19 protein-coding genes are annotated in these 21,035 nt (G+C 71.4%); 12 read left to right on the top strand and 7 right to left on the bottom strand.

All coding sequences use genetic code 11. The features are described 5' to 3' along the window. Positions 1-138: 138 nt before the first annotated feature. Complete coding sequence (locus AQJ11_RS29585) at positions 139-624, top strand: SMI1/KNR4 family protein (protein ID WP_159061704.1); 486 nt, start codon at positions 139-141, stop codon at positions 622-624. 31 nt (positions 625-655) lie between these two features. Here the strand turns inward: AQJ11_RS29585 and AQJ11_RS29580 are convergent, their stop codons facing one another. Both AQJ11_RS29580 and AQJ11_RS29575 read right to left on the bottom strand, forming a co-directional pair. Continuing rightward, positions 656-1,924 (bottom strand): MFS transporter, encoded by a 1,269-nt coding sequence (locus AQJ11_RS29580; RefSeq protein ID WP_107120894.1) that lies wholly within the window; start codon positions 1,922-1,924, stop codon positions 656-658. A gap of 165 nt (positions 1,925-2,089) precedes the next feature. Continuing rightward, a complete protein-coding gene (locus AQJ11_RS29575; protein WP_059265188.1) occupies positions 2,090-2,878 on the bottom strand; it encodes an MBL fold metallo-hydrolase in 789 nt (262 codons plus the stop codon). 85 nt (positions 2,879-2,963) lie between these two features. On the opposite strand from AQJ11_RS29575, the gene AQJ11_RS29570 reads away from it, so the two are divergent. Further along, positions 2,964-3,563 carry a CGNR zinc finger domain-containing protein gene (locus AQJ11_RS29570; protein ID WP_014677186.1) on the top strand — a complete coding sequence of 200 codons (600 nt, stop codon included), beginning with the start codon at positions 2,964-2,966 and terminating at the stop codon, positions 3,561-3,563. A 472-nt stretch (positions 3,564-4,035) separates the two neighbouring features. Here AQJ11_RS29570 and AQJ11_RS29565 read toward each other — a convergent pair whose 3' ends face one another. Next, entirely contained in the window at positions 4,036-5,082 is a 1,047-nt protein-coding gene (locus tag AQJ11_RS29565; RefSeq protein ID WP_208616646.1) for an alpha/beta hydrolase, read from the bottom strand. A gap of 167 nt (positions 5,083-5,249) precedes the next feature. Further along, positions 5,250-5,744 (bottom strand): hypothetical protein, encoded by a 495-nt coding sequence (locus AQJ11_RS51360; RefSeq protein WP_244218404.1) that lies wholly within the window; start codon positions 5,742-5,744, stop codon positions 5,250-5,252. Positions 5,745-6,162: 418 nt separating this feature from the next. Between AQJ11_RS51360 and AQJ11_RS29555 the strand changes: the two genes are divergently transcribed. From AQJ11_RS29555 to AQJ11_RS29545, 3 genes are read left to right on the top strand one after another with little or no spacing between them, the layout of a single operon-like run. Further along, on the top strand, positions 6,163-7,353 hold the full coding sequence (locus AQJ11_RS29555) for a DUF4185 domain-containing protein (protein WP_059265186.1): 1,191 nt from the start codon (positions 6,163-6,165) through the stop codon (positions 7,351-7,353). A gap of 49 nt (positions 7,354-7,402) precedes the next feature. Further along, on the top strand, positions 7,403-8,443 hold the full coding sequence (locus AQJ11_RS29550; protein WP_059265185.1) for an LGFP repeat-containing protein: 1,041 nt from the start codon (positions 7,403-7,405) through the stop codon (positions 8,441-8,443). 14 nt (positions 8,444-8,457) lie between these two features. After that, the gene (locus tag AQJ11_RS29545) at positions 8,458-9,465 is read left to right on the top strand and encodes a hypothetical protein (protein ID WP_059265184.1); all 1,008 of its coding nucleotides are present in this window, start codon (positions 8,458-8,460) and stop codon (positions 9,463-9,465) included. A gap of 49 nt (positions 9,466-9,514) precedes the next feature. Here the strand turns inward: AQJ11_RS29545 and AQJ11_RS29540 are convergent, their stop codons facing one another. Further along, the gene (locus AQJ11_RS29540) at positions 9,515-11,857 is read right to left on the bottom strand and encodes a helix-turn-helix domain-containing protein (protein ID WP_059265183.1); all 2,343 of its coding nucleotides are present in this window, start codon (positions 11,855-11,857) and stop codon (positions 9,515-9,517) included. 184 nt (positions 11,858-12,041) lie between these two features. Between AQJ11_RS29540 and AQJ11_RS29535 the strand changes: the two genes are divergently transcribed. The 3 genes from AQJ11_RS29535 to AQJ11_RS29525 all read left to right on the top strand — a co-directional run bounded on the left by AQJ11_RS29535 (position 12,042) and on the right by AQJ11_RS29525 (position 14,158). Then, entirely contained in the window at positions 12,042-13,118 is a 1,077-nt protein-coding gene (locus tag AQJ11_RS29535; RefSeq protein WP_244218402.1) for an AfsR/SARP family transcriptional regulator, read from the top strand. Beyond that, the gene (locus AQJ11_RS29530; protein ID WP_059265181.1) at positions 13,115-13,813 is read left to right on the top strand and encodes a DUF6585 family protein; all 699 of its coding nucleotides are present in this window, start codon (positions 13,115-13,117) and stop codon (positions 13,811-13,813) included. Before AQJ11_RS29535 ends, AQJ11_RS29530 begins: the two co-directional genes overlap by 4 nt. 114 nt (positions 13,814-13,927) lie before the next feature. After that, complete coding sequence (locus tag AQJ11_RS29525; protein ID WP_014677195.1) at positions 13,928-14,158, top strand: hypothetical protein; 231 nt, start codon at positions 13,928-13,930, stop codon at positions 14,156-14,158. 832 nt (positions 14,159-14,990) lie between these two features. On the opposite strand, the gene AQJ11_RS29520 is transcribed toward AQJ11_RS29525, so the two are convergent. Beyond that, complete coding sequence (locus AQJ11_RS29520; protein ID WP_059265180.1) at positions 14,991-16,001, bottom strand: ScbA/BarX family gamma-butyrolactone biosynthesis protein; 1,011 nt, start codon at positions 15,999-16,001, stop codon at positions 14,991-14,993. 91 nt (positions 16,002-16,092) lie between these two features. Here AQJ11_RS29520 and AQJ11_RS29515 point away from each other — a divergent pair, with 91 nt between their 5' ends. The 4 genes from AQJ11_RS29515 (at position 16,093) to AQJ11_RS29500 (ending at position 19,408) form a co-directional block, all read left to right on the top strand. After that, positions 16,093-16,716 carry a ScbR family autoregulator-binding transcription factor gene (locus tag AQJ11_RS29515; protein ID WP_059265179.1) on the top strand — a complete coding sequence of 208 codons (624 nt, stop codon included), beginning with the start codon at positions 16,093-16,095 and terminating at the stop codon, positions 16,714-16,716. 2 nt (positions 16,717-16,718) lie between these two features. Next, positions 16,719-17,582: an NAD(P)H-binding protein gene (locus tag AQJ11_RS29510; RefSeq protein WP_244218401.1), complete on the top strand. Its 864-nt coding sequence runs from the start codon at positions 16,719-16,721 to the stop codon at positions 17,580-17,582. Between the two features lie 72 nt (positions 17,583-17,654). After that, complete coding sequence (locus AQJ11_RS29505; protein ID WP_059265177.1) at positions 17,655-18,422, top strand: SDR family NAD(P)-dependent oxidoreductase; 768 nt, start codon at positions 17,655-17,657, stop codon at positions 18,420-18,422. A gap of 404 nt (positions 18,423-18,826) precedes the next feature. After that, entirely contained in the window at positions 18,827-19,408 is a 582-nt protein-coding gene (locus tag AQJ11_RS29500; RefSeq protein WP_079082457.1) for a TetR/AcrR family transcriptional regulator, read from the top strand. A gap of 155 nt (positions 19,409-19,563) precedes the next feature. On the opposite strand, the gene AQJ11_RS29495 is transcribed toward AQJ11_RS29500, so the two are convergent. Then, positions 19,564-20,676 carry an IS701 family transposase gene (locus tag AQJ11_RS29495; protein ID WP_059265176.1) on the bottom strand — a complete coding sequence of 371 codons (1,113 nt, stop codon included), beginning with the start codon at positions 20,674-20,676 and terminating at the stop codon, positions 19,564-19,566. Positions 20,677-21,035: the final 359 nt, after the last annotated feature.

The following is a 21,035-nucleotide window of genomic DNA, read 5'->3' as shown; positions in this document are numbered from 1 at the left end:
CTCCTGCCGTATTCCGTCAACGCTCGCCGCCGGCCCATGCGATGGCCACCGAGTCTTTCAGGCATCAGGAACAGCTCCGCAGTTTGACATTCAACCTCGTGCCTCGTGCCTCGTGTCCAAGTCTGCGAGGGTGCTTTCGTGACTGACGATGAGGTTGTTGAGGCAGTTCGTGATCGTGCCCGGGCAGGCTCTCTGCCGGCACCAGCACCTCCAGCGGCGGTTACGGAGGCGGAGCAGACCATCGGCTTTCCGCTCCCGCCGCTGCTACGGCGCCTCTACCTGGAGGTGGCGAACGGAGGCTTCGGCCCGGACGACGGCATCCTGGGTGTGCGTGGCGGTGCTTGCCAGGGCGACTGGAACGATCTGGCAGAGATCTATCAAGAGGGACCGGATCCTTCGGGCCAGATCCCGGCCGGTCTGGTGCCGGTGTACGACTGGGGTTGCACCATCTGGTCCTTGGTCGACTTCCGAGATCCCACCGGACCAATGTGGTGCACCCACGAGGGCGACTGCTGGCCGCAGGGGATCAACTTGGCCCAGTGGCTAGCCGAAACCATGACTGACACCCTTACCGTCCGCAGGCTCCTCGCAAGCCAACCTGCCTCGGTCTGGCCGCCCTTGTAGGCGTACAAGCGGAAAACGTTGACTGCAACACTCACCGACTGCGCGCTGTGACGACGACCGCCGGCACGATGGCCAGCGCCAGGGTGCCGCCGCCGACTGCCAGGAGAGGGTAGCCGACGGCTGTGACGACCAAGCCCGAAGCCATGCCGCCCATGGCGCCCGCGGCGGAGACGGAGACATCGACCAAGCCCTGGGTCCGGGCACGGGTGGCCAACGGGACGGCATCGGTGATGATCGCGGTGCCGCTGACGAGACCGAGACTCCAGCCCACACCCAGCAACGCGAGAGCCATCGCGAACACGGCGGCGGAACTGTCAGGTGCGTTGGCAGCAACGATCCCCGCAGTCAGCAGAACCAGCGCGGCGCCGGCGGCGACCGGCAGTGGGCCGTACCGGTCGACGAGCCAGCCGGACAGGGGCGCGGGCAGATACATCGCCCCGATGTGGATCGCGATGACGAGGCCGGAGGCGGCGGCGCTGTGGCCGTGGTGGTGCATGTGGACCGGTGTCATCGTCATGATCGCGACCATGACCAGCTGCGTGAGGGCCATGACCAGCGCACCCAGCAGTACGCCGGCGCGGCGCCGTCCGGCTGCCGGCCGCGCCCGACTGCCGGGATCGTCTGAACGCGCGAACGTTTCGGCGGTGCGCTCAGCCTCCAGCGTGCGGGCCAGCAGCAGTGGGTCAGGGCGCAACCAGATGGCCAGAACCAGCGCGGCTGTCGTGTAGGCGGCACTTGAGAGAAGGAACAGCCCGGCCAGGCGGGGGACGCCGAGGGTATGAGCGAGGTTGCCGGCGGGTGCGACGAGAATGGGGCCGACCACGCCGCCCACGGTGGTGGCGGTCAGCACGGTGGACAAGGCACGGGCGCGATGCTCGGGAGCCGCCAAGTCGGCACCGGCGTAGCGGGCCAGCAGGTTCGTGGCCGTACCGGCGCCGTAGACGAACATCGCGACGAACAGCAGCACGGAGCTGCCGGCGACGGCGGCGGCGATGACGCCCGCGCTGCCGATGGCGCCGGCCAGATACCCGGCGGCAAGACCGGAGCGACGGCCACGGGCTTGGGAGATACGCCCGACTACGACGGCCGTCAGCGCGGAGCCGGTGATGGACAGGGCGCTGAGCAGGCCGGCAAGGCCGGTGGAGCCGAGCATGTCCTGCGCGAGCAGGGCACCGACGGTCACCCCTGCCGCCAGTCCGGCGCCGCTGAGGACCTGAGCGACGATCAAGACAATCAGGACGCGGCGCTGCGCCTGGGACCGCGGGAGAGCCTCGGTGCGAGCGTGCGGGGTGGTCGTCACAGAGTTCCTTCGCTGCGCATGGCCCTGCCGGACGGCGCCTGTGGCGGTTCGGGAGGTCTGAAGAGGACGCGGGTACAGCGCCGTGGCAAGCCGAGCCAGGGGAGGCAGCCCCCTACCGGCCCTGCCGGGGCATCGGTCGGTGTCCCGGTTCGACCGGCTGCGTGATCAGGCCCGGTCGCAGAGGTCCAGGCGGTCGAGCAGCCCGGCGTCGGTGAAGGCGGCGATCAGTTCGTCACGGCCCTCGGTGAAGTGCGCCCAGCTGTGGTAGTGGACGGGAACCACCCGTCGGGCGCCAAGGATCCGGGCGGCCTCGGCGGCCTGCGCACTGTCGAGGACGATCAATGCGCCGTCGAAGAGCACGGGGAAGCGGGGAGCTCCGGCGAACAGGATGGCGGTGTCCACCCCGCCGAACCGTTCGGCGATCTCCTTGACCAGGTCGAGCGAGGCGTTGTCGCCGCTGACGTAGACCGTGGGCAGACCGTCCCCGGTCAGGACGAATCCGACGACCTGGCCGGTGACCGGTTCGACTTCCTCCCGCGGACCGGGCCCGTGGACGGCCGGCACACCCGTGACCGTGATCGTTCCACCGCCGGGGCGGTCCAACTCGATCGGCTCCCAGTCGGCCAGCCCCCTGGCGCCCCCGCCCAGCCGCTGCCCGCCCCCGGGCGTGGTCAGGGTCAGCGGGACGTCGGCGAGCAGCGCCCGGCCGGAGTCGTCGAGATGGTCGGGGTGCTCGTCGTGGGAGAGCAGGACCACGTCGATACGGCCGAGGCCGGACGGCGCGGCGGAGGCGGGCGCCGTCTTGGTCAGCCGGCCGCCCGGCACGTGGTAGTCGCGGGGTGCGTCGAACGTCGGGTCGGTCAGGAATCGCAGGCCGCCGTATTCGAAGAGGGCGGTCGGGCCGCCGAAGACGCGTATGGGGATCTGCTCAGTGGTCGTGCTGGTACCAGGCATCAAAACCTCACGGACAGAAGGCAGTTCATCCGTGAAGAACGGTAGAGGTGTGTCACGGATGAACGCAAGCCGTACCATGAGAAGCATGAGTGAGCCCCTGACCGCCGCATCCGCGCCACCGCCCGCGCCGGGCGGGGAGGAGTACCTCGCCCTCGACTTCGTCAACAGCGCCGTCGCACTCCCTGGAGGGCACTTCATCGATTTCCTCGGCACCCCCGAGGCCACGAACCGCTGGCTCACCGAACACGGCCTCGCGCCGGCCGACGCCGGGGTGCAGGAGATGTGCGCGACGCAGTTGCGCTCCCTGCGCGAACACATCAGGGCATTGTTCGCCGCCCGCGTCACCGGACTGCCCCCGCTTCCCGCGGCACTGTCCGCCGTCAACGACGCCCTGGGCAGAGCTCCCACGGCCGCCCTGCTGTACTGGGATGAGAAGAACGGCCCCTACCGCACGGCGCCGTGCCCCACCGACGAGATCCTCGACCGCGCTCTCGCGACCCTGGCGGCCAACACGGCCGACCTCCTCACCGGCCCCGACGCCGACCGCCTTACCAGCTGCGATTCCACCCCCTGCAACCGCTACCTGCTGCGCCACGGGCGCCGCCACTGGTGCTCCACCCGCTGCGGCGACCGCGCCCGCGCCGCCCGAGCCTACGCCCGACGCACCCAGCCGAAAGCAGACTGACGAACCCGTACCGCCCGGGAGAGTGCCGCCGACACCAGGGGGCGGGGGCAACGGACGTGACAATGCAAGTGCGTTCGCCCCCCACCGGGGCCGTGAACCCGCGTCGGTCCCTTGCCCCTGCTGGAGCGCCGCTCTCCTCCCCGGCCGGCAGCCCAGCCCGGTCGGCCCCCGACGGCCGCTGCCCCGCACCCGGCGGTCGCCGACCCCGCGCCCGGACTGGCGCCGCTCCCCGACGGCCGATCCGACGGCCGGGACGATTGAGAACAGGTTGTCACGCTCACCAAGCGTCACAGTCGGGGTGTCACGCACCCCACCACGTCCCAGGACGCAATAGGCCGCCTACAAGTACTCGTGCCGGTGCGGTGCGGTGCGGTGCGGTGAGGCGGGCGTGGCGCGCGGACGCCGGACGGGACGGCCGTCGCGTGGGAGGCGGCAGCCGGCCCGGTCCTTCGTCGCGCGCGCGTGCGTACTGTCAGGAGGCGAACGCCCGCTCCAGCCTGGGGATCAGGTCCCGCAGATCCTGTTCCCAGCAGCCGCCGTTGTGGCCGCCGTTGCACTGGGTACCCCAGGTGGAACCGTCGCCGTAGTCGACGTAGTGGTACGGCATGCCGAGCGCGTCCATGCTGTCCTTGACGTGCTGGGCCGCGCCTTCGAGCCAGAACTCCGGTTCGGTGGGGACTCCGCCGCCGTTGCCCACGTAGATGGAGATGCCGATCCCGGCGAGCTTGTCCATGTGCGCGGCCGGGTCGACCTCGTTCCACCGCCAGTCGGCGTTGAACACCGGGTAGGGCGAGCCGAACAGGGCGTCACTGTCCACGCCGGGCTTGTAGGGGGAGTTGTCGGGGTCGCAGGCTCCGGACGACGAGCCGCAGATCGCGCCGAGCGCGTCGGTGACGGAGGCGACGACGGCCAGCCGCAGGTCCATGGACCGGACCGACAGGTCGATGTCCCCCGACAGGGACGCCGTCTGACTGAACAGGTCGGGCCGGACCTGCGCGTAGTGCAGGGCGCCGAACCCGCCCATGGAGACACCGGCGACGGCCCTGGCCTTCTTGGTGGGGATGGTCCGCAGGTTCGCGTCGATGAACGGGATCACCTGCTTGAGGTGGAAGTTCTCCCAGTTCTGGGCGCCGAGCTGCGTCTTCTGGTTCAGCCAGTTGGCGTACCAGCCCCGAGCGCCGCCGTCCGGAATGACGGTGATCATCGAGTCGGACGTGGTCAGCGCCGGATAGTTCTGCTGGATCGGGTCGTCGGGCGAGCCGTGCAGGAAGTACAGCACGGGGTAGCGCCTGTTCGGGTCGCCGTAGTAGCCGCTAGGCAGGATGATCTTGATGTGGTGCTTGCCGGCGACCTCCGGCGTGGTCACCGTGATGGTGAAGTTCGTGGGACCACCCACGGCCGTGTCGACCTGCGTCAGTCCGAATCCGTTCGTCAACGGCGGCGGTGCGGTGCCGTCGGCAGCCTGGGCCGGACCGGCCGGCAGGGCCAGGGCCAAGGCCAGGGCGACGGCGGTGACCATCCCGGTCGCCGTCAGCCGCCAGCGGTTCGATGTCCTTGCCACAGCGTTCCTCCTTGTGAGCCTTCGTGTGATGCGGGGCGAGATGCGCCGGGAAGCGGTGACGCCCCGGGAGGGGAGGAGCACGCCGAAGACTGTCATCGGCGTTCCGGCGTGCTCACACGTCGATCTCAGTTCAGCGCCTCGACCTCCAACTCGCGCAAGCTCGCGACCTGTTCCTGGGTGAAGCGCACCTCCTGGATGCAACTGGACCCGAAGACGACATCCGTCTTGCCGTCGACCCGGCCCGGAGTGATCACGTCCAGCACACCCGACTCGCCGGTCGAGCCGTGGTCCCGGATCCGCTCACCGTTGCGGACGGCCTTCCGGACGTCGGAGAACCGCGCGTTCAGCGGAATGCCGGCCTTGCCCTGCGCGAACACCGCGCGGGCGAGCGCGTCGCGGACGGCCGAACTGCCCGGGTCCAGCGAGTGCGGGGTGTGCACCGGGTCCTTCGGGGCGAAGGTCACCCGCCAGGGCGGCTTCTCGATGGCCTGACCGCCGAGCGGATACGACCAGCAGTCGGCGAACCACCAGGACCCCCGGCTGTCCGCCGTGTGGTCGCAACTCTTCCAGCCGGCCAGGATCAGGCAGGCTTCGCTCACGTTGACCAGGTTGCCGTCCACGTCCCTCCCGTACCGGCGGCTTTGTCCAGGCACGGTCACGCTAATGAGGGCCGATGAAATCCCCATGACACCGCTGTGGGTGTGCGACGGTCCGGGCCGACGGGGGACGGCTGCGCGACGACTCCTCCACCGAGGCTCCCTGGACGCCGAATCCGTTCGCTGAACGGGGATTTCATCGATTTTTCAACGCCCCCCGCCAGGATGAGCCGACCGCCGCGGGCCCTCAGGTCCGTCCGGTCCTTATCCGCAGCCGTGGCGCGGCGACCACCTCGTGCCGCCCCGGCACCGGCCGCGGTGCCCGAACACGCACAGCCGCCCGCACAGCGCCGGCGGCCCGCATCCCCGACCGACACCCGGTCCGCCGCGGCGGACCGACCGGCCGTGTCCACCGCGGCCGACCGACCCCGAAGGGACGACCATGTCCGACTCCGCACACCCCGACCGCCGTCCGCCCACCCGCCGAACCCTGCTCAAGGCCGGCGCGGGCGTCGCCCTGACCGCCGGCGCGTTCGGCGGCTCCCTCGCCGCCGCCCCCTCCGCAGCCGCGGCCCAGAACGGTGCGCCGCTGTGCGAACAGCCCGGCGACTCGGCCCGTGCGCAGGGGCTGGGATCGGGCGACCTCGCCATCCCCTACTACCGGGAGCACGACAACAGTTGGGGTTACGTCTTCGGCGACTCCTTCAGCGAACCCGCGCTGGGAGGGGAGTATCTCGGCTCCCCGGTCATGCTGAACCAGGCATCCTTCGACGCCTCAGGCTCCACGCCGATCTCGTTCACGTGGGCCATGCCCACGGGAGGCGGCGCCCGGCAGCTCTTCGACTACCAGCACAACGCCGACAACGGACACGGCTTCGAGGTCAGCCGCATCCCGAACGACTGCATCGAGTTCGGCGGCCGCACCTACATCCAGTACACCTCCGTGGAGGTGTGGCAGCCGCCCACGGGCTACGACGGTTCGCGGATGTCCGGCGTCGCCTACTCCGACGACCACGGCGTCACCTGGCACGACTACCCCTACCACTGGGCGGGGGACACACAGGGCGTCAACCAGTCCATGTACGGCATGTGGTCGTTCGCGGGCATCGACCCCGACGGCTGGCTGTACGTCTTCTCCAAGCGCTGGAACGGCAGCCACCTCAACACCGGTGACGGCGGCGCGATCCAGCTCTTCCGCATCCGGCCGGAGGAGTTCCGCGCCGGCAACTTCGGAGCGCAGGAGAACTGGGCCTACCTGGACGGCAGGTGGCAGTGGACCCGTGCGGTGCAGCCGTCCGTGATCCTCTCCGGGAACAACATCGGCGAGTTCTCCGTCAAGCGCATCGGCGGCACGTACTGCATGAGCTACTTCGACGTCGCCGACTACTCGATCTGCACCCGCACCGCCCCCCGGCCCGACGCTGTGTGGAGCCCGCCGAAACCGCAGATCGTCGGCAACGCCACCTGGCCGCCCAACCACTGGGGCAAGCCCCAACTCCCCTTCCTCTACGGCGGGTACATCCACCCGGGCAGCGCCGGCCCCACCTCTCTGACCCTGATCGTCTCGCAGTGGAACGGCCAGCCCCACCAGTCGCCCTACCGCGTCCTCCAGTACGACGGCATCAACCCGTGAGTCACCCCCGCACGTGTGCCTCGGAGAACACACCCCCCGGAGGAAACAAGTGAGCGCAGCCCGCTTACGACGTGTGAGAGCAGGCGGCACAGTCCTGCTCGCCGCCCTCACGGTGCTGACCGCCCTCGGCAGCGGCCCGGCGAGCGCCGACAGCACCCGGCCCCCGAAGATACCCGGCCCCCTCGGCCACGCCGCGCCCGCCACGGCGTACTGCGACATCCCCGCGGAACGCGACATCGCGGTCACCCGCAAGGTCTATGAGGTCGGCCAGCGCATGAACGTCTCCCCGAAGGTGATGCTCGCCGGGTTCGAGACCGGCTGGGTCGAGTCCCGGATGAACAACCTGGCGTGCGGGGACCGGGACTCGCTCGGCGTCTTCCAGCAACGCCCCTCGCAGGGCTGGGGATCACCCGAGCAGGTCCTGGACGTCGACTACGCCGCGGCGAAGTTCTTCGAGGTCGCCGAGCAGATGGAACCCGGCATGGAGGGCAGCACCGCCGGGCAGCTGGCCCAGGCCGTCCAGCGCTCCGCCTACCCGCTCCGCTACGACCAGGCCGAGGGCACCGCCGTGGAGCTGCGGGACGAGGCGTTCCAGCCCTACGGCACGATCGGGGCGAAGTACGGCGGCATGGGCGGCCCCGGCAGTGTCCTCGGCGCGCCGGTCCGGGCCGAGGAGGCGGCCTCGCTGGGTGGGCGCTTCCAGCTCTTCCAGAACGGGATCATCCTGTGGCATCCGGACGTGGCGTACGCGGTGTACGGGGATGTTCTGAGCAAGTTCTGGGCGACGGACGCGGAGCGGCGCTGGGGTTTCCCGACGATGGACGAGGCGGATGCTTCGCGGGCGCCGGACGGGACGAGGGGGCGGTACCAGTTCTTCGAGCGGGGGCTGTTCCTGTGGTCGCCGTCGACGGGTACGCACGTCGTGCATGACGCGATCTACGACGCGTTCCATGCGGGGGGCCACGAGAGCGTCCTCGGGTATCCGACGACCGACGAGACGGACGAGGCCGGCGGCGGGCGGATGCAGCGTTTCCAGAAGGCCACCATCCACTGGCATCCCGACAAGGGCACCTGGATCACCGACAACTGAACAGGAGGACTCCCTTGAAGTCCCTTCACCGCAAGGTGCTTCGCATGGCGGCCGTGACCTCGGCGTTCCTCGTCGCCACCCTCTGCGCCGTACCGGCCGCGAGCGCGTCGAGCCCCGACGGGCCGATCGGCCGGGGCGAGGCCATGGACCGTGCCTGGTCGTGGATCGCCGAGCAGGTGCCGTACAGCCAGTCCGGCTGCCACGAGAACCAGTTCGGCTGCTACCGCCCGGACTGCTCTGGCTACGTCTCCATGGCCTGGCACCTGAGCAGCTCCCTCACCACCTGGGGCCTGTGGGACGTCACCTCCGGCATCCCGGCCGACGACCTGCAACCCGGCGACGCCTTGCTGCGGGACTCGGGCGGCGTCGACCACGTGGCGCTGTTCCTCCGCTGGGCGGACCCGGCCCACACCCGGCCGGTGGTTCGCGAGGAGTACGACTTCGGCCACGTGGCCGAGGAACGCGTCTGGAACGACGGGCTGCGCGGCTTCTCCCCCCGCCGCTACAACGCGCTGGACGACCTCGTGCCGTACGGCACCATCGCCGTCAAGTACGACAGCATGGGCGGCCCCGGCAGCGTCCTGGGACAGCCGATCCGGGGCGAACGCGACTCGTCGCTGGGCGGGCGCTTCCAGCAGTTCCAGAACGGGATCATCCTGTGGCATCCGGACGTGGCGTACGCGGTGTACGGGGATGTTCTGAGCAAGTTCTGGGCGACGGACGCGGAGCGGCGCTGGGGTTTCCCGACGATGGACGAGGCGGATGCTTCGCGGGCGCCGGACGGGACGAGGGGGCGGTACCAGTTCTTCGAGCGGGGGCTGTTCCTGTGGTCGCCGTCGACGGGTACGCACGTCGTGCATGACGCGATCTACGACGCGTTCCATGCGGGGGGCCACGAGAGTGTCCTCGGGTATCCGACGACCGACGAGACGGACGAGGCCGGCGGCGGGCGGATGCAGCGTTTCCAGAAGGCCACCATCCACTGGCATCCCGACAAGGGCACCTGGATCACCGGTATCTGATGGAGATGCCGGCACATCGCTCGACGGACGCGTCCCCGGGGCCGCCGGCTCATCCTCGCCGGCGGCCCTGCGCGAGACGGCTCTGCAGCCGGGCGTGGCGGAACTGGTACACCGCACCCGCCTGGCGCAGGACGCCGCGCTGGTAGGCGTCGTCCAGGAAGGCGGCGACCGCCCAGGGGAGACGTCCGGTCAACGGCAGCCAGATGCGGGTGAGCAGACACCACTGGCCCCAGGCGGTCAGGGTCAGCGTATAACCGAGCGCGCCGCCCAGACCGCTGATGGTGCCGAGCATGAGACTGCCCGCGGGGTCCATGACGAGCCGGCCCAGGCGCCCTTGCAGCAGATCCACCACCACCCCGGTCCCGAATCCGACCGCCGCGCCGAACACGGGTGCCCAGAAGCACAGTTGGGTGAGCACCGTCCGGCGGTCGGCGCGCAGGACGCTGCCCGGGCTGACGGCGGAGACGATGTCGAGGGGCGTTTCGAGGAGGCCGAGGAGACAGAAGGAGAGCCCGGCAGCGCCACCGAAGACCAGTCCGAAGACGATCGCGTCGATCAGCCCGAGCTCCAGCGCGGACGACAGCCCGGCGTTCCAGCTGAACGCGTGCAACAGGCCGACGACGAACCCGTAGGCGAAGCCGAAGAACGCGCCGCCCAGGGCGCCGATCACCAGCCGGGGCCCCGCCCGCCACGTGGTGGTCTCCGGCCGGCCGCGGATGCGCAGCCGTACGGCGGACGGCTGGACGTCCTTGCCCGTGACCGTGTACGTGAACCAGTGCACCAGCCCGAACAGGAGACCGGCCAGCGGGCCGACGATCGCCCCGTCCAGCACGCCGCCGGCCAACGAGCCGCTGAAACCGGCGGCCATGGCGCCGTCGACCAGTCCGATGACCAGCGCGGTGACGAGGGCGGTGACCAGAGTGCGGGTGGAACCGCGCAGACCGTGGCCGAGCCGCCACCAGGCCAGGTCCGGAGTCCTCAGTTCCGTCAGATGGCCGGCGAGGTGGCCGAGCCAGCGCTGGACGCGCTCGGGGTCCCAGCCGCGCGCACCCGGTCGGGAGCGGCGATAGACGGTGGGAAGGAAGTTGTCGAGCAGGTGCTCCTCCAACTCCCGCACCCCGGGGAACAGTTCGGTGTCGAGCAGCTCGGCCGGATCGTGCTCCGGCGTATCGCTGTAGACGGTGCGGGCGAGCGCCACCATCAGCGGCGTCGACAGCACCGTGGCGAGCGGGGCCGGTGACCTGTCGGGCGAGGGCTCGCGCAGCTTCTTCAGCACGGACTGCCAGGCGCCCGCCGCCGGGTCCGAGCGGTCCGTCTTGCGGGTGGTGCGGGGCAGATAGTGGTCCAGGTCGTCCAGGGTGAGATCGACGAGTTCGATCGGCGCGGCCGAGGTCAGCACATCCGTCTCCTCGACCGCGGCGGCGTACTCGGCGGGGCGGCTGGTGAGCACGAGCGGCAGCGTGGTGGCGTTGAGGGCCTCCAGCGCGGGGCGCCGCAGACCGTCGGCCATCTCGTCGAAGCCGTCCAGCACCGGCAGTACGCGGCCGGAGTCGACCAGCGCGGAGGCCAGGCTGACCTTGCCGGGCCCCGGGGCGGCCGTACCGGGATAGTCACGCGTCAACTGCTCGGTCAGCCAGTCGCGCAGGGTGACGGCCGTGGGGTCCCAGGCGCCGATGCTGAAGATCACCGGAACGGGCTCGGCGGGCGTCCGCGACCTCAGATGGTCCAGCACGAAGCGCAGCGCCAGGACCGACTTCCCCGACCCGGACCTGCCGAGGACCACCAGCCGCCCGGAGGGGATGCTCCGGTAGGTCTCCGCGATGCCCTCCAGCCGGCCGCTCAGATCCAGCGGCCCGCTCGGGGCGCCCGGCGGGAGACGGCGGATGTTGGCCCAGTGGTCGGTGAGCGTCTCGCAGGCGGCCTTCCAGCGGACCGGCAGCGGGTACGGGTCCTGGATCCGCCGCTGCTCCTCCTCGCGCTGCCAGCGGGCCGCCACCGCCCTCGCGAGTTGCTCGGCCGCCTCCGTCGGCGCGGCCTGCACCGCAGGCGGCGCCACGGCGGGTTCGCCCGCTTGCGCCGCGCCCACTCCCAAAGCGCCCGCTCCCAAAGCGCCCACTCCCGCAGCGCTCGCTTCCGCCTCACCCGTGGTGCCCGCGCCGCCGCCCCTGCGCCCCGGGACGGCGGCACCGAGTAACTCCTCGCGGTCCTCGCTGCGCAGGGCCAGCGCGTCGGCCAACTGCTGCACCGTGGTCATCCGCGGATTGCTGCGCTTGCCGGTCTCCAGACCGCGGATGGTGCTCACACTGACACCGGAACGCCGCTCCAGCTCGTCCTGGGTCAGTCCCGCATCCTCGCGCAGCCGGCGCAGCACCGCGCCGAACTCACCGGCCACAGGCCATGGCCCTTCCCCCCTTGAAATGTCCGTTTCCGCAGGTCGGGACTCTAGCGCGGGCACCGGTCACATATGACCGGTTGAATGCTCTGTCCACATTTCCTGCACGACGGCCAGCCTCGACCACATCGACGAAACGACCGGGGCGAGGGGATCGACCGGTCCGGAAGAACGGGGAGTGGCCATGCCGACGACGACCGCGGGCCGGTGCGACCGGGGCGTCACGGGTCTCACCGCCGAGGAACGCGAAGTGCTCTACGCGCTCGGTTGCGGCCTGGGGAACGCCGAGATCGCCGCCACCCTGGTCCTGCCCGAACAGGTGGTGGCCGAACGGCTCGGCCGCGTACTGGAGAAGCTGGGACTGCGCGACCGGGCCGCCGCCATCGTGCACGCCTTCGACTGCGGTCTGGTCGTACCGGGCCAGGGACCGCGCCGGCCCGAGCCGGGGAACACCGCCGCACGCCGCACCGGCACCGCGTCCGGCCCCTGGCTCCGGGTGTCGGTGCTCGGCCCGCTGCGGACGACCCTCGCGGGCCGGCCCGTGGACGTCGGCCCCGTGCGGCAGCAGGCCGTGCTGGCGGCGCTCGCCCTGAGCCCGCGCCGTTCCGTCAGCAGGCGGCGACTGTTGGAGGACGTCTGGGGCAGGGAGATGCCGGACGGCAACGTCGTACCCGTCTACGTGTACCGGCTCCGCAAGATCCTGCGTCTCGGCGAGCGCCCGGACTCGGTGATCCGGCGCGACCGGTACGGATACGGACTGGTCCAGGGCATCGCCGAGGTGGACGCGCTGTGCGTGGACGACCTGGTCACCCGGGCCGAGGAGGCCGAACGCACCGGCGACCTGCCGGGGGCCGTACGGCTGTGCGCCCAGGCGCTGGAGCTGTTCCGCGGCGAGCCGCTGGCCGGGCTGCCCGGGCCGTTCGCCGAGGCGGAGCGGGTGCGGCTCGCGCAGCGCAGGGTCGGCCTGGCGCAGCGGAAGGCGGACTGGCAACTCAGGCTTGGCCGGCGCCTGGAGGCGATCACCTCGCTGTCCGCGCTCGCCCTGGAGGAGCCGCTGAACGAACCGGTCGCCGCGATGCTGATGCACGCGCTGCGGCGCGACGGCCGGCGGGCCGAGGCCCTGGCCGTCTTCGACCGCATCGCCCGGCGCCTGGGCGACGACCTCGGCGTCGCCCCGGGCGACCTGCTCGTGCGGGCCCGGCGGGCGGCACTGCTCGGGGAGGACGCCGGGCCGGGCCGGGGCCGGGCGGGCGCGGCGTGAGCGGGGCGGCGGACGACCGTGAGCGCGCCGAGGAACTGCTGCTGGCGCGGATCTCCGCGACCGCCGGCAGGGCCCGACTGGGCAGGCGACGCGCCACCTACCGGGCGCCGCCCACCGAGCCCTGGCGGCGCCGGCCGGCCACCGCGCGGGTGCGGCGCCTGCTGCGCGCCGACGGCGGAGTGGCCACGAGCCCGGGCGCCCGGCTGGACCTGTACCAGCACGGTCTGACAGCCGCCGTCGGCCGGACGATCCACGTCGTCCGCTTCGACACGACGGTGGTGCGCCGGCGCACGGTGCTCACCTCGCGCGGCGTCACCGGCGCCCTCGTGCTGGTCGACGTCCACGGCGAACGGGTCGTGCTGCGCTGCGGCGACTTCGCCCGGTCGCAGGAGTGGTGGTCCGTGATCTGCGGGGCCGTCGTCGCCGCGCAGGCCCCACGGGCGCTGGCCGCGCTGCGGCAGGGCGCGCGGCTGGCCTTCGGCCCCCTGTGGGTCACCGCGGACGCCGTCGGCTCCGCCCGGACTTCCCTGCGCTGGACCCAGGTCCAGCGGGTCGAGGTCCGCAACGGATGCGTCGCCGTCCGCGCCGACGGCCGCTGGCTGGTGTGGTCCACCGCCGCGTCCGGGATCCCGAACCTCTTCGTCTTCCAGGCCCTCACTGAACACCTCGCCCGCGCCGGGCGGGACGACGACTGACGTACGGCGCCTGAACCGGCCTCGGCGTCCGACGGACTCGGCCGGCGGCCACTCGCCCCATCGAACCCAGAACGACCGACGCATACAGACCGACGCATACAGAAGGAGACAGTCATGGCCGACAGCTACCGGTACCGCTGCGGTGAGTGCGGGCACCGCACCTCCTGGGGGAGCGAGTCCCAGGGGGAGAAGGCGATCGAAGGGCACTACCGCCGCAGCCACCCGACCGTCGTCCCCGGCGGGATGGTCGAGTTCCGCAAGGGATCGTCCGGCGGCGGTGGCGGCGGATGCCTGCTCGCCCTCGTCATCCTCGTCGTCATCCTGATCATCGCCTCCCAGCACTGACCGAGCAGGGAACACATCTCCTGGGCGGCCACTGCGGGCGGGTGCGGTACCGCGTGCGTGACCGCACCACCGTCCGCCGGGCGGCACCCGCCCGGCGGACGCCGTCACTTCTCCCGGCCGACCGTCTCCGGAGCGGGTCGTGGAAGCGATCGGTGACGACCTGGGGTCTCGCCTGTCGAGGCCCGGTGCGAGGCGGTCACACCGACGTCGCGTCGGCGGCGCGGCGGCGGAGGCCGCCCGGCGCCGGGGGAGCGGCATCAGGAACTGCTCGGTGGCCGCGACCCGGGGACGCAGGAGGTCGGCGTCGTGCGCCCTGCCCACAGCGTCGAGGTAGCGCCGGACCCGGTACCGGAGGAGGAAGGAGACGGGTATGGGGCGGCGCAGCGTGCTCGTGGCGGGAGCTGCCCTGGGGCCGGGCGCTCGCGGTGGTGACGGCGGTGTGGGCGGCCCCGACACCGAGGTCGTCCGCCGGTGACATCGCCGGGGCGCGCCGACCGGAGCGCAACACCCGCAGCAGACCTGCCACCTGGCGGCCGGACAGACGGCCGCCAGGTCTTCGGCGTCGACCTGGACGAGATCCGCCTCCGGCCCGGTCCCGCCGGCCACCGCCGCCCCATGCACTGCGCCGCGCCCTGCGGTCCCGGCCGGAGCACGGTTCGCCATTCGTGGTGATCGTGCAGAGGAACGCCGGACTCCTTCGACGAGCCTCGCGCGGGGCTGCGGGCACGGCAGGACTGGCAGCGGTGGCCGCCTACCCCCTACACCTTCCGGCGGCTCGACCCGACGGCCGACGTCGTGATCCAGCCGTGGTTTCCACGGTGAGCGGGGCGGCCTACCGGGGAAGCACCTGACGCCGGCTGTCGGGCACGACGTGACCGCCATCGGCGGTGCGGACCTGTGACGGCGTCGAGGACGGCCGGTCCAGGGGCCGGGCCGGGTCCGTCTCGAACACGACCTCGCCGCTCAGACAGGTCCTGTCGTCCTGTTCTATGACGGCCTTCAGCGCGTTGCGGCGCAGGAACGCGACCGAGACCCAGGCGGGGCTGTCCAGTTCCACCCAGCCCTGGAAGGACACGGACATCCCTGTCACCGTGCTGCCGGCGGACGGGCAGACCGCGTGAGCGGCCTGACGGAGCGCTTCCAGGAGAAGCATGCCGGGGGCGTGGTCGACGGGGTGGTCGAACAGCACCGGATGGTCCTGGTCGGCGCGTAACTGCCAACGGCCCGCGTGTTCCGCTTCGGCCAGGACCACGTTCCCGGCCAGGGCGTGCCCGACCGCGGCGGGCGGCAGGGCAGGGGGAAGCGGCAGGGAACGGTGTCCTTCCCCAAGGTCGCACCGACCGCGCAACCGGCGGTACACGGCCGGGGAGTGGTTGGTGAACCGGGTGCGGGCGGTGCCGACGTGACGGTCGTTCAGGCGGACGGCCGCGTGCATGGTCATCGAGACCAGGCAGTCCTTCCTCATACGGACGTCGGAGCACGTGATGTCCAGGACGACGTCGGCCGGGGACCGCGGTATCAGCATGGCCCGCGGCTCGACCTCGAAGCTGAAATCGTCCCAGACCAGATGGCTGCCGAAGGGGACGCCGTAGGCGACGTGGGACAGCAGCGGGAAGGTCTGGCGCACGGTCTCGACGAAGAGCAAGGAGTCGAAGCGCCGGTTGCCGGGCCGGTAGAAGGCGTGGAAGCGGGGCCACCGGGCCCGGACGGTGTGCCGGTCGCCGCCATGAGTGGTCCAGCCGGTCAGGAGCACTTCGGTGGCCGCATGCTTGTGGACGAGTTCCTGAGGGACCTTGTCGATGGCCTGTGGTCCGCTGCTTCCGTAGCCGTGCAAGTGGGACATGCCGACGTTTCCCCCCGTATCGATGGCCTGCTCGACAGCGATGCGGTTAACATAAATGACGCTATCTATGTCTGTCGAGGAGTGATCGCCAGTGCCGACTGCCAAGGCGGAGCAGGCTGCCCGTACCCGCCAGAGAGTCCTGCTGGCGGCGGCCGAGGTCTTCGACGAGGCCGGTTACGAGAAGGCGTCCGTGACCCAGATCGTGGAACGGGCGGGGCTCACCCTCGGTGCTCTCTACTTCCACTTCGGCTCCAAGCAGGGACTGGCCGAAGCCCTGATGAACGCCCAGCCGACGACGATAGAGCCCCGGCTCACCTCGACCGGGTTGCAGCGCCTGGTGGACATCACCCTGGTGTGGGCGGACCGCATGAAACGCGATCCGGTCCTTCGCGCAGGGGTCCGTCTCGCCACCGAACAGGGCAGCCACGGCATGAACGACGCCACCTCCTTCGAGGAGTGGCGCGCGCTGATGTGCAGTCACCTGGACGTGGCCCGGTGCAGCGGTGAACTCCGCGACGGGCTCGACACCGACCGGCTGGCCCGCTTCGTCGTCGGCGCCTGCACCGGGATGCAGGTCTACTCGGATCTCGCGACCAAGCGCGACGACCTCATGGAACGTGTCTGCGACATGTGGGACTTCCTGTTGCCCAGCATCGCCTCGGAAGCGGTGCTGCGCGACATCCACGTCGGCCCCACGCGCCTGCCCGCCCAGTGACCGTGACAGCGGCCGGGTCCCGGCACATCGTCCTCACCGGCGCCACCGGGCAGATCGCTTCGCTGATGGTGACGCATCTGGCGCCCCGTCACCGCCTCACCCTGACCAGCCGCACGCCCCGTCCCACAGGGCAGCGGTCCGGCATCCGGCACGTCACCTGTGACTACGGCGACGTGGACAGCGTCGTGGACGCCTTTCGCGGCGCCGACGCCGTGTTCGTCGTCACGAACGACCCCACACGGCCCGAACACGACCGCAACATCGTGCGCGCGGCCGGCAGGGCTTCGGTGGGACACATCGTCAAACTCTCCGCGGCGGCGGTGCGCGACGCCGCGGCGCACGATCTGATCACCGAGTGGCAGCGCACCAACGAGGACCGCATCAAGTCGAGCGGCATCCCGTGGACCATGATCCAGCCGCGGTCGTTCATGTCCCATGCCCTGGCGTGGGCGTCGAGCATCCGCGGCAGCGGCACCACGTACGCGCTGCACCCTCACAGCCGCAACGCGTGCATCGCGCCCGAGGACGTCGCAGAGGTGTCGGCGCGCGTCCTCGGTGACAGCCGGCACCACTTCCGGTCGTACGAGCTCACCGGCCCGCAGTCGCTGTCGGCCCACGAACAGTCGGCAGTGCTGGCCGAGGTGCTCGGACGCCCCCTCACCTGCCGGGAGCTCTCCCGCGAGGAGGCCCACGCCACCTATGCACGCAGGTACTCACCGGTGATGGCCGACGCTCTCCTCGAAAGCGCCGAGCGCCAGCTGGCCGGTGCCAAGGCATTCACCACGGACACGGTCGGGCGGCTGACCGGGAGGCCCGCGACCACCTTCGCCCAGTGGGCGACCGGTCACAAGGACCGTTTCGAGTGAGAGGGCGGCTGCCGTGCCACGGAGAGCCGTGCCCGACCAACCCAGCCACGTTGAGTCACGCTAAGGAGACCCATGCCCTCACAGGGCTTGCTGCACGGCAAGACGGTCCTCATCACCGGAGCGAGCAGCGGCATCGGTGCGGCGGCGGCGGAGCTCTTCGCCCAGGAAGGGGCCCGCGTCGTCCTGGCCGCCCGCCGCGCGGACCGGCTGCGGGAACTGGTGGCCGCGATCGGCGCAGCGGGTGGGCAGGCCACGGCCGTGGTGGCGGACGTGACCCGCGCGGGTGACATGCACGCGGCCGTGGAGACGGCGCTGCGGACCTACGGCCGGCTCGACGCCGCCTTCAACAACGCGGGGTGGACCTCCACCGGTACGCCCATGCACCTGATGGACGACGCGGAGTACGACCGCATCATGGACGTCAACGCCCGAGGCGTGTGGAACGCGATGCGGGCACAGATAGCCGTGATGCTCGAACACGGCGGCGGCTCCATCGTGAACACTTCCAGTGTCGCCGGGATCCGAGCGACCGGCGCCTCCGCCCCCTACATCGCGGCCAAGCACGCCGTCATCGGCTTGAGTAAGGCCGCGGCCGACGAGTACGCGGAACAGCGCATCCGCGTCAACGCACTCGCCGTCGGCAGCACCCGGAGCGAGCTGATGGACCAGGTGCTCTCCGACACGCCCGCGCTGTTCAAGCCGTTCACCGAGCGCGCCATGCAGCACCGCCTGGCCGAACCCGTGGAAATCGCCCAGACGGCGGCCTGGTTGTGCTCGGACCGCTCGTCGTTCACCACGGGCGCCGTCATCGCAGCCGACGGGGGATGGACGGCCCGTTAGCCGCACGGCAGCGGCGGACTTGCTCGAAACGCTCCGGGTTCCCCTCGTTCTCGTGCCGGTCACCCGGTGCTCACCATAGGGTCGGAGCGCCCGTCGAGCCGCCGCCGCGGGACCGCTCCGCCCGCGGCCACGGGCAGCCGAACCTGGGGACGGTACATGGGAGACCTGACAGGCCTCGTCATGGCGAAGGCCGACAGGAAGCCGGCACGAGGCCCGCAGCGCGCGACGAGCCCCACGACGCCGCCCCCAGCGGGGCGGGCGGGACGGGCTCGGCGGGAGACGCCCGCGCAACCGCCCGCCGTGACGCCGACCGGCGTCTGACCGGCCCGACCGGTCCCACCGCATCCGTTGTCCGTGGCCCGGCCCGCACCCTCACAGACGTTCTGACCCCCCGAGGCCCTTCCATGAAGAACAGAGAACGCGCCGCATGTACCCGCGCGAACCTCGTCCAGGCAGCAGCGCGCCACTTCGACCGGCACGGTTACGAAGGTACGACGCTCAACTCCGTCTGCGTAGAGGCGAACGTGACGCTCGGGGCCCTCACCTTCCACTTCCGCTCCAAGGCGGCTCTGGCGTCGGCGGTGGTGGAGGAAGGCATCGTCGAGCTGGAGCGCCTCAGCACGGCGGACTCCGCGACCGGTCGCCCCCTCGGTGACCTGTCCTCCCTCGCGCTCCGGGTGGCCACGGCACTGCAGACCGCCGTGCTCACCCGGGCCGCCGTGCGGCTGGTCGAGGAGGGCCACGTGCGCTCCGACTGGCCCGGTGCCTTCCGCGCGGAGGTCCTGCGACTGCTGGAGGAGGCCTCGCTCGCAGGTGAGCTGGCCGCCGACGTACGGCCGGCGACCGCGGCGCACCTCATCATGTACGTGATGGAAGGGGTGGCGGCACAGTCCCGGAGGGCCGCGGCCGAGGGGGGGTCGACGGTTGCCGACATCGCGGAGGTATGGCGCGCCGTGCTCGGCGGCCTGGCACCGCGCATGCCTTGAGCATGCCGTGTCGCCAGCCGCTGCTTCGAGCGGGTGACGCGCTCCCGGCCACGGCCGTGCCCCGGGGCGGCACCCCCACGTGGGGCGGGACGCCCGTTTCGCCGGGCGGCAGCGGCTCCCGGCGCTCACCCGCGCGGCCGGTTGCGGGATCCGGGTCAGGTAGGGCGGCCGTGGAGCCGGGAGTAGGCGAACGCGACGGACACCAGCGTGGTGTGGTGGTGCCAGCCCGGGAACGACCGCCCCTCGAAGTCCCGCAGCCCGAAGTCCTCGTGCAGGGTGTTGACCACGCCCGCCGCCAGACTCGGCTGCCGCATCAGCGCGCCCAGGTCGGGCAGCGGACGGTCGACCAGGTTCGTCAGCCAGTACTGTGCCGAGTCGTCCCGCCGGTGCTGGACGAGCAACCGCAACCGGACGCGTCCACTCGGCGGACCGGACGGGGACACCGGGAGCGTGAGGACGCGCTGCCGTTCCTCCGCGGTCACGTTGCCCTGCTCCGTGAGGAGTTCGCGCACGGTGAGCGGTGGCGAGCCGGCCGACGGGGACGGCGCGTGCACGACGCGCATGGTGCCGGGGACCTCCACCACGAAGGGCAGTTCGCTCCGTGTGAGGTGAGCGAGGAACGCCTCGCGGTCCGGCAGCCAGGACAGGTCGGCCGTGACAGGAGCACCTCGGCCAGGAGACAGCGAGGCCGTTCGTCGCAGGAGATCCGCGGCCTGGGACCACAGCGGACCGCGGACCTCGTCCGGCACCCGCACCTTCGACCGCCGTGCCCGCGTCCAGGTCCGGGGAATGTACAGGCTCCAGTCGACGGGCAGCGGGCCGTGCTCGCCCGTGGCCAGCACCACCAGACCGAGCTGGCAGTTCGACAGCCGGCCCAGTATCGGGTCGAACCTGCGGTGGACCCCGGCGGAGTACTCGCCGCGCTTGGGTATGAAGGCGGGTGCCAGTGTCCAGGCCGTCACTGCTTCGCCGGTCGGTACCACCCGGCGCAGGAGGTTCCGGCGTGCCGCCGTCCAGTCCCACGGGCTGGCGTTCACGAACTGGTGCAGAGCCTGTGAGGCCGTCGGCGAGTCGCTGACGGATTCCGCCAGCCGCCGCAACGACTTCTTACCGGGTGTCCGCAACAGTGCCCGCACGTGCAGCTCCGCCCACCTGCGCTGGTCCGCTCGGGGCAGATGGTCGAACACGGCCTCGACGAACGACCGGAGACACGGGCCCTGGGCGCCCTCGGCGAGGGTCGGCGGCGCCGGCTCGTGCAGCACTGTCATCGGGACATCCCTCCCATGCGACGTACCGCTCTCCACGATGCGTGTGCGCGGCCCCGCCGCCGACGGCGGGGGATGCACCGGCGGCGAGGCCGCGCCCAGCATAAATAGTTATCTATCTAAGGCCAGGGGGGTGGCGGCCCGCGTGACGATTCGAGCCAGTTCGGGGACGGGACCGGCCGGCCGCTGAAGTCCGCGCCGGTGCGGCAGAGTTGAGAGGGCTCGTACGGGCGGACTTGGCCAAGTGGCGCCACGGCCGTCCCGCCGACTCACATGAATAGCGCTCTTTATGCTTGACTCGGCCTCGCCGTCGGTTGATCCCCCGCAGTCGGCGGCGAGGCCGCCGCACATCGATCGGGGAC

This window comes from Streptomyces corchorusii (genome assembly GCF_001514055.1).
In the GTDB taxonomy this organism is placed as follows: Bacteria; Actinomycetota; Actinomycetes; order Streptomycetales; family Streptomycetaceae; genus Streptomyces; species Streptomyces olivaceoviridis.
This window is presented reverse-complemented; position numbering and strand designations above follow the sequence as displayed.

Excerpts from the sequence above, each read along its gene's own strand:
- AQJ11_RS29500 (WP_079082457.1), top strand. The coding sequence starts at position 18,827 with ATGAAGAACAGAGAACGCGCCGCATGTACCCGCGCGAACCTCGTCCAG.
- AQJ11_RS29520 (WP_059265180.1), bottom strand. The coding sequence starts at position 16,001 with ATGTCCCACTTGCACGGCTACGGAAGCAGCGGACCACAGGCCATCGAC.
- AQJ11_RS29535 (WP_244218402.1), top strand. The coding sequence starts at position 12,042 with ATGCCGACGACGACCGCGGGCCGGTGCGACCGGGGCGTCACGGGTCTC.
- AQJ11_RS29575 (WP_059265188.1), bottom strand. The coding sequence starts at position 2,878 with ATGCCTGGTACCAGCACGACCACTGAGCAGATCCCCATACGCGTCTTC.
- AQJ11_RS29565 (WP_208616646.1), bottom strand. The coding sequence starts at position 5,082 with ATGGTCACCGCCGTCGCCCTGGCCTTGGCCCTGGCCCTGCCGGCCGGT.
- AQJ11_RS29495 (WP_059265176.1), bottom strand. The coding sequence starts at position 20,676 with ATGACAGTGCTGCACGAGCCGGCGCCGCCGACCCTCGCCGAGGGCGCC.
- AQJ11_RS29555 (WP_059265186.1), top strand. The coding sequence starts at position 6,163 with ATGTCCGACTCCGCACACCCCGACCGCCGTCCGCCCACCCGCCGAACC.
- AQJ11_RS29505 (WP_059265177.1), top strand. The coding sequence starts at position 17,655 with ATGCCCTCACAGGGCTTGCTGCACGGCAAGACGGTCCTCATCACCGGA.
- AQJ11_RS29525 (WP_014677195.1), top strand. The coding sequence starts at position 13,928 with ATGGCCGACAGCTACCGGTACCGCTGCGGTGAGTGCGGGCACCGCACC.
- AQJ11_RS29570 (WP_014677186.1), top strand. The coding sequence starts at position 2,964 with ATGAGTGAGCCCCTGACCGCCGCATCCGCGCCACCGCCCGCGCCGGGC.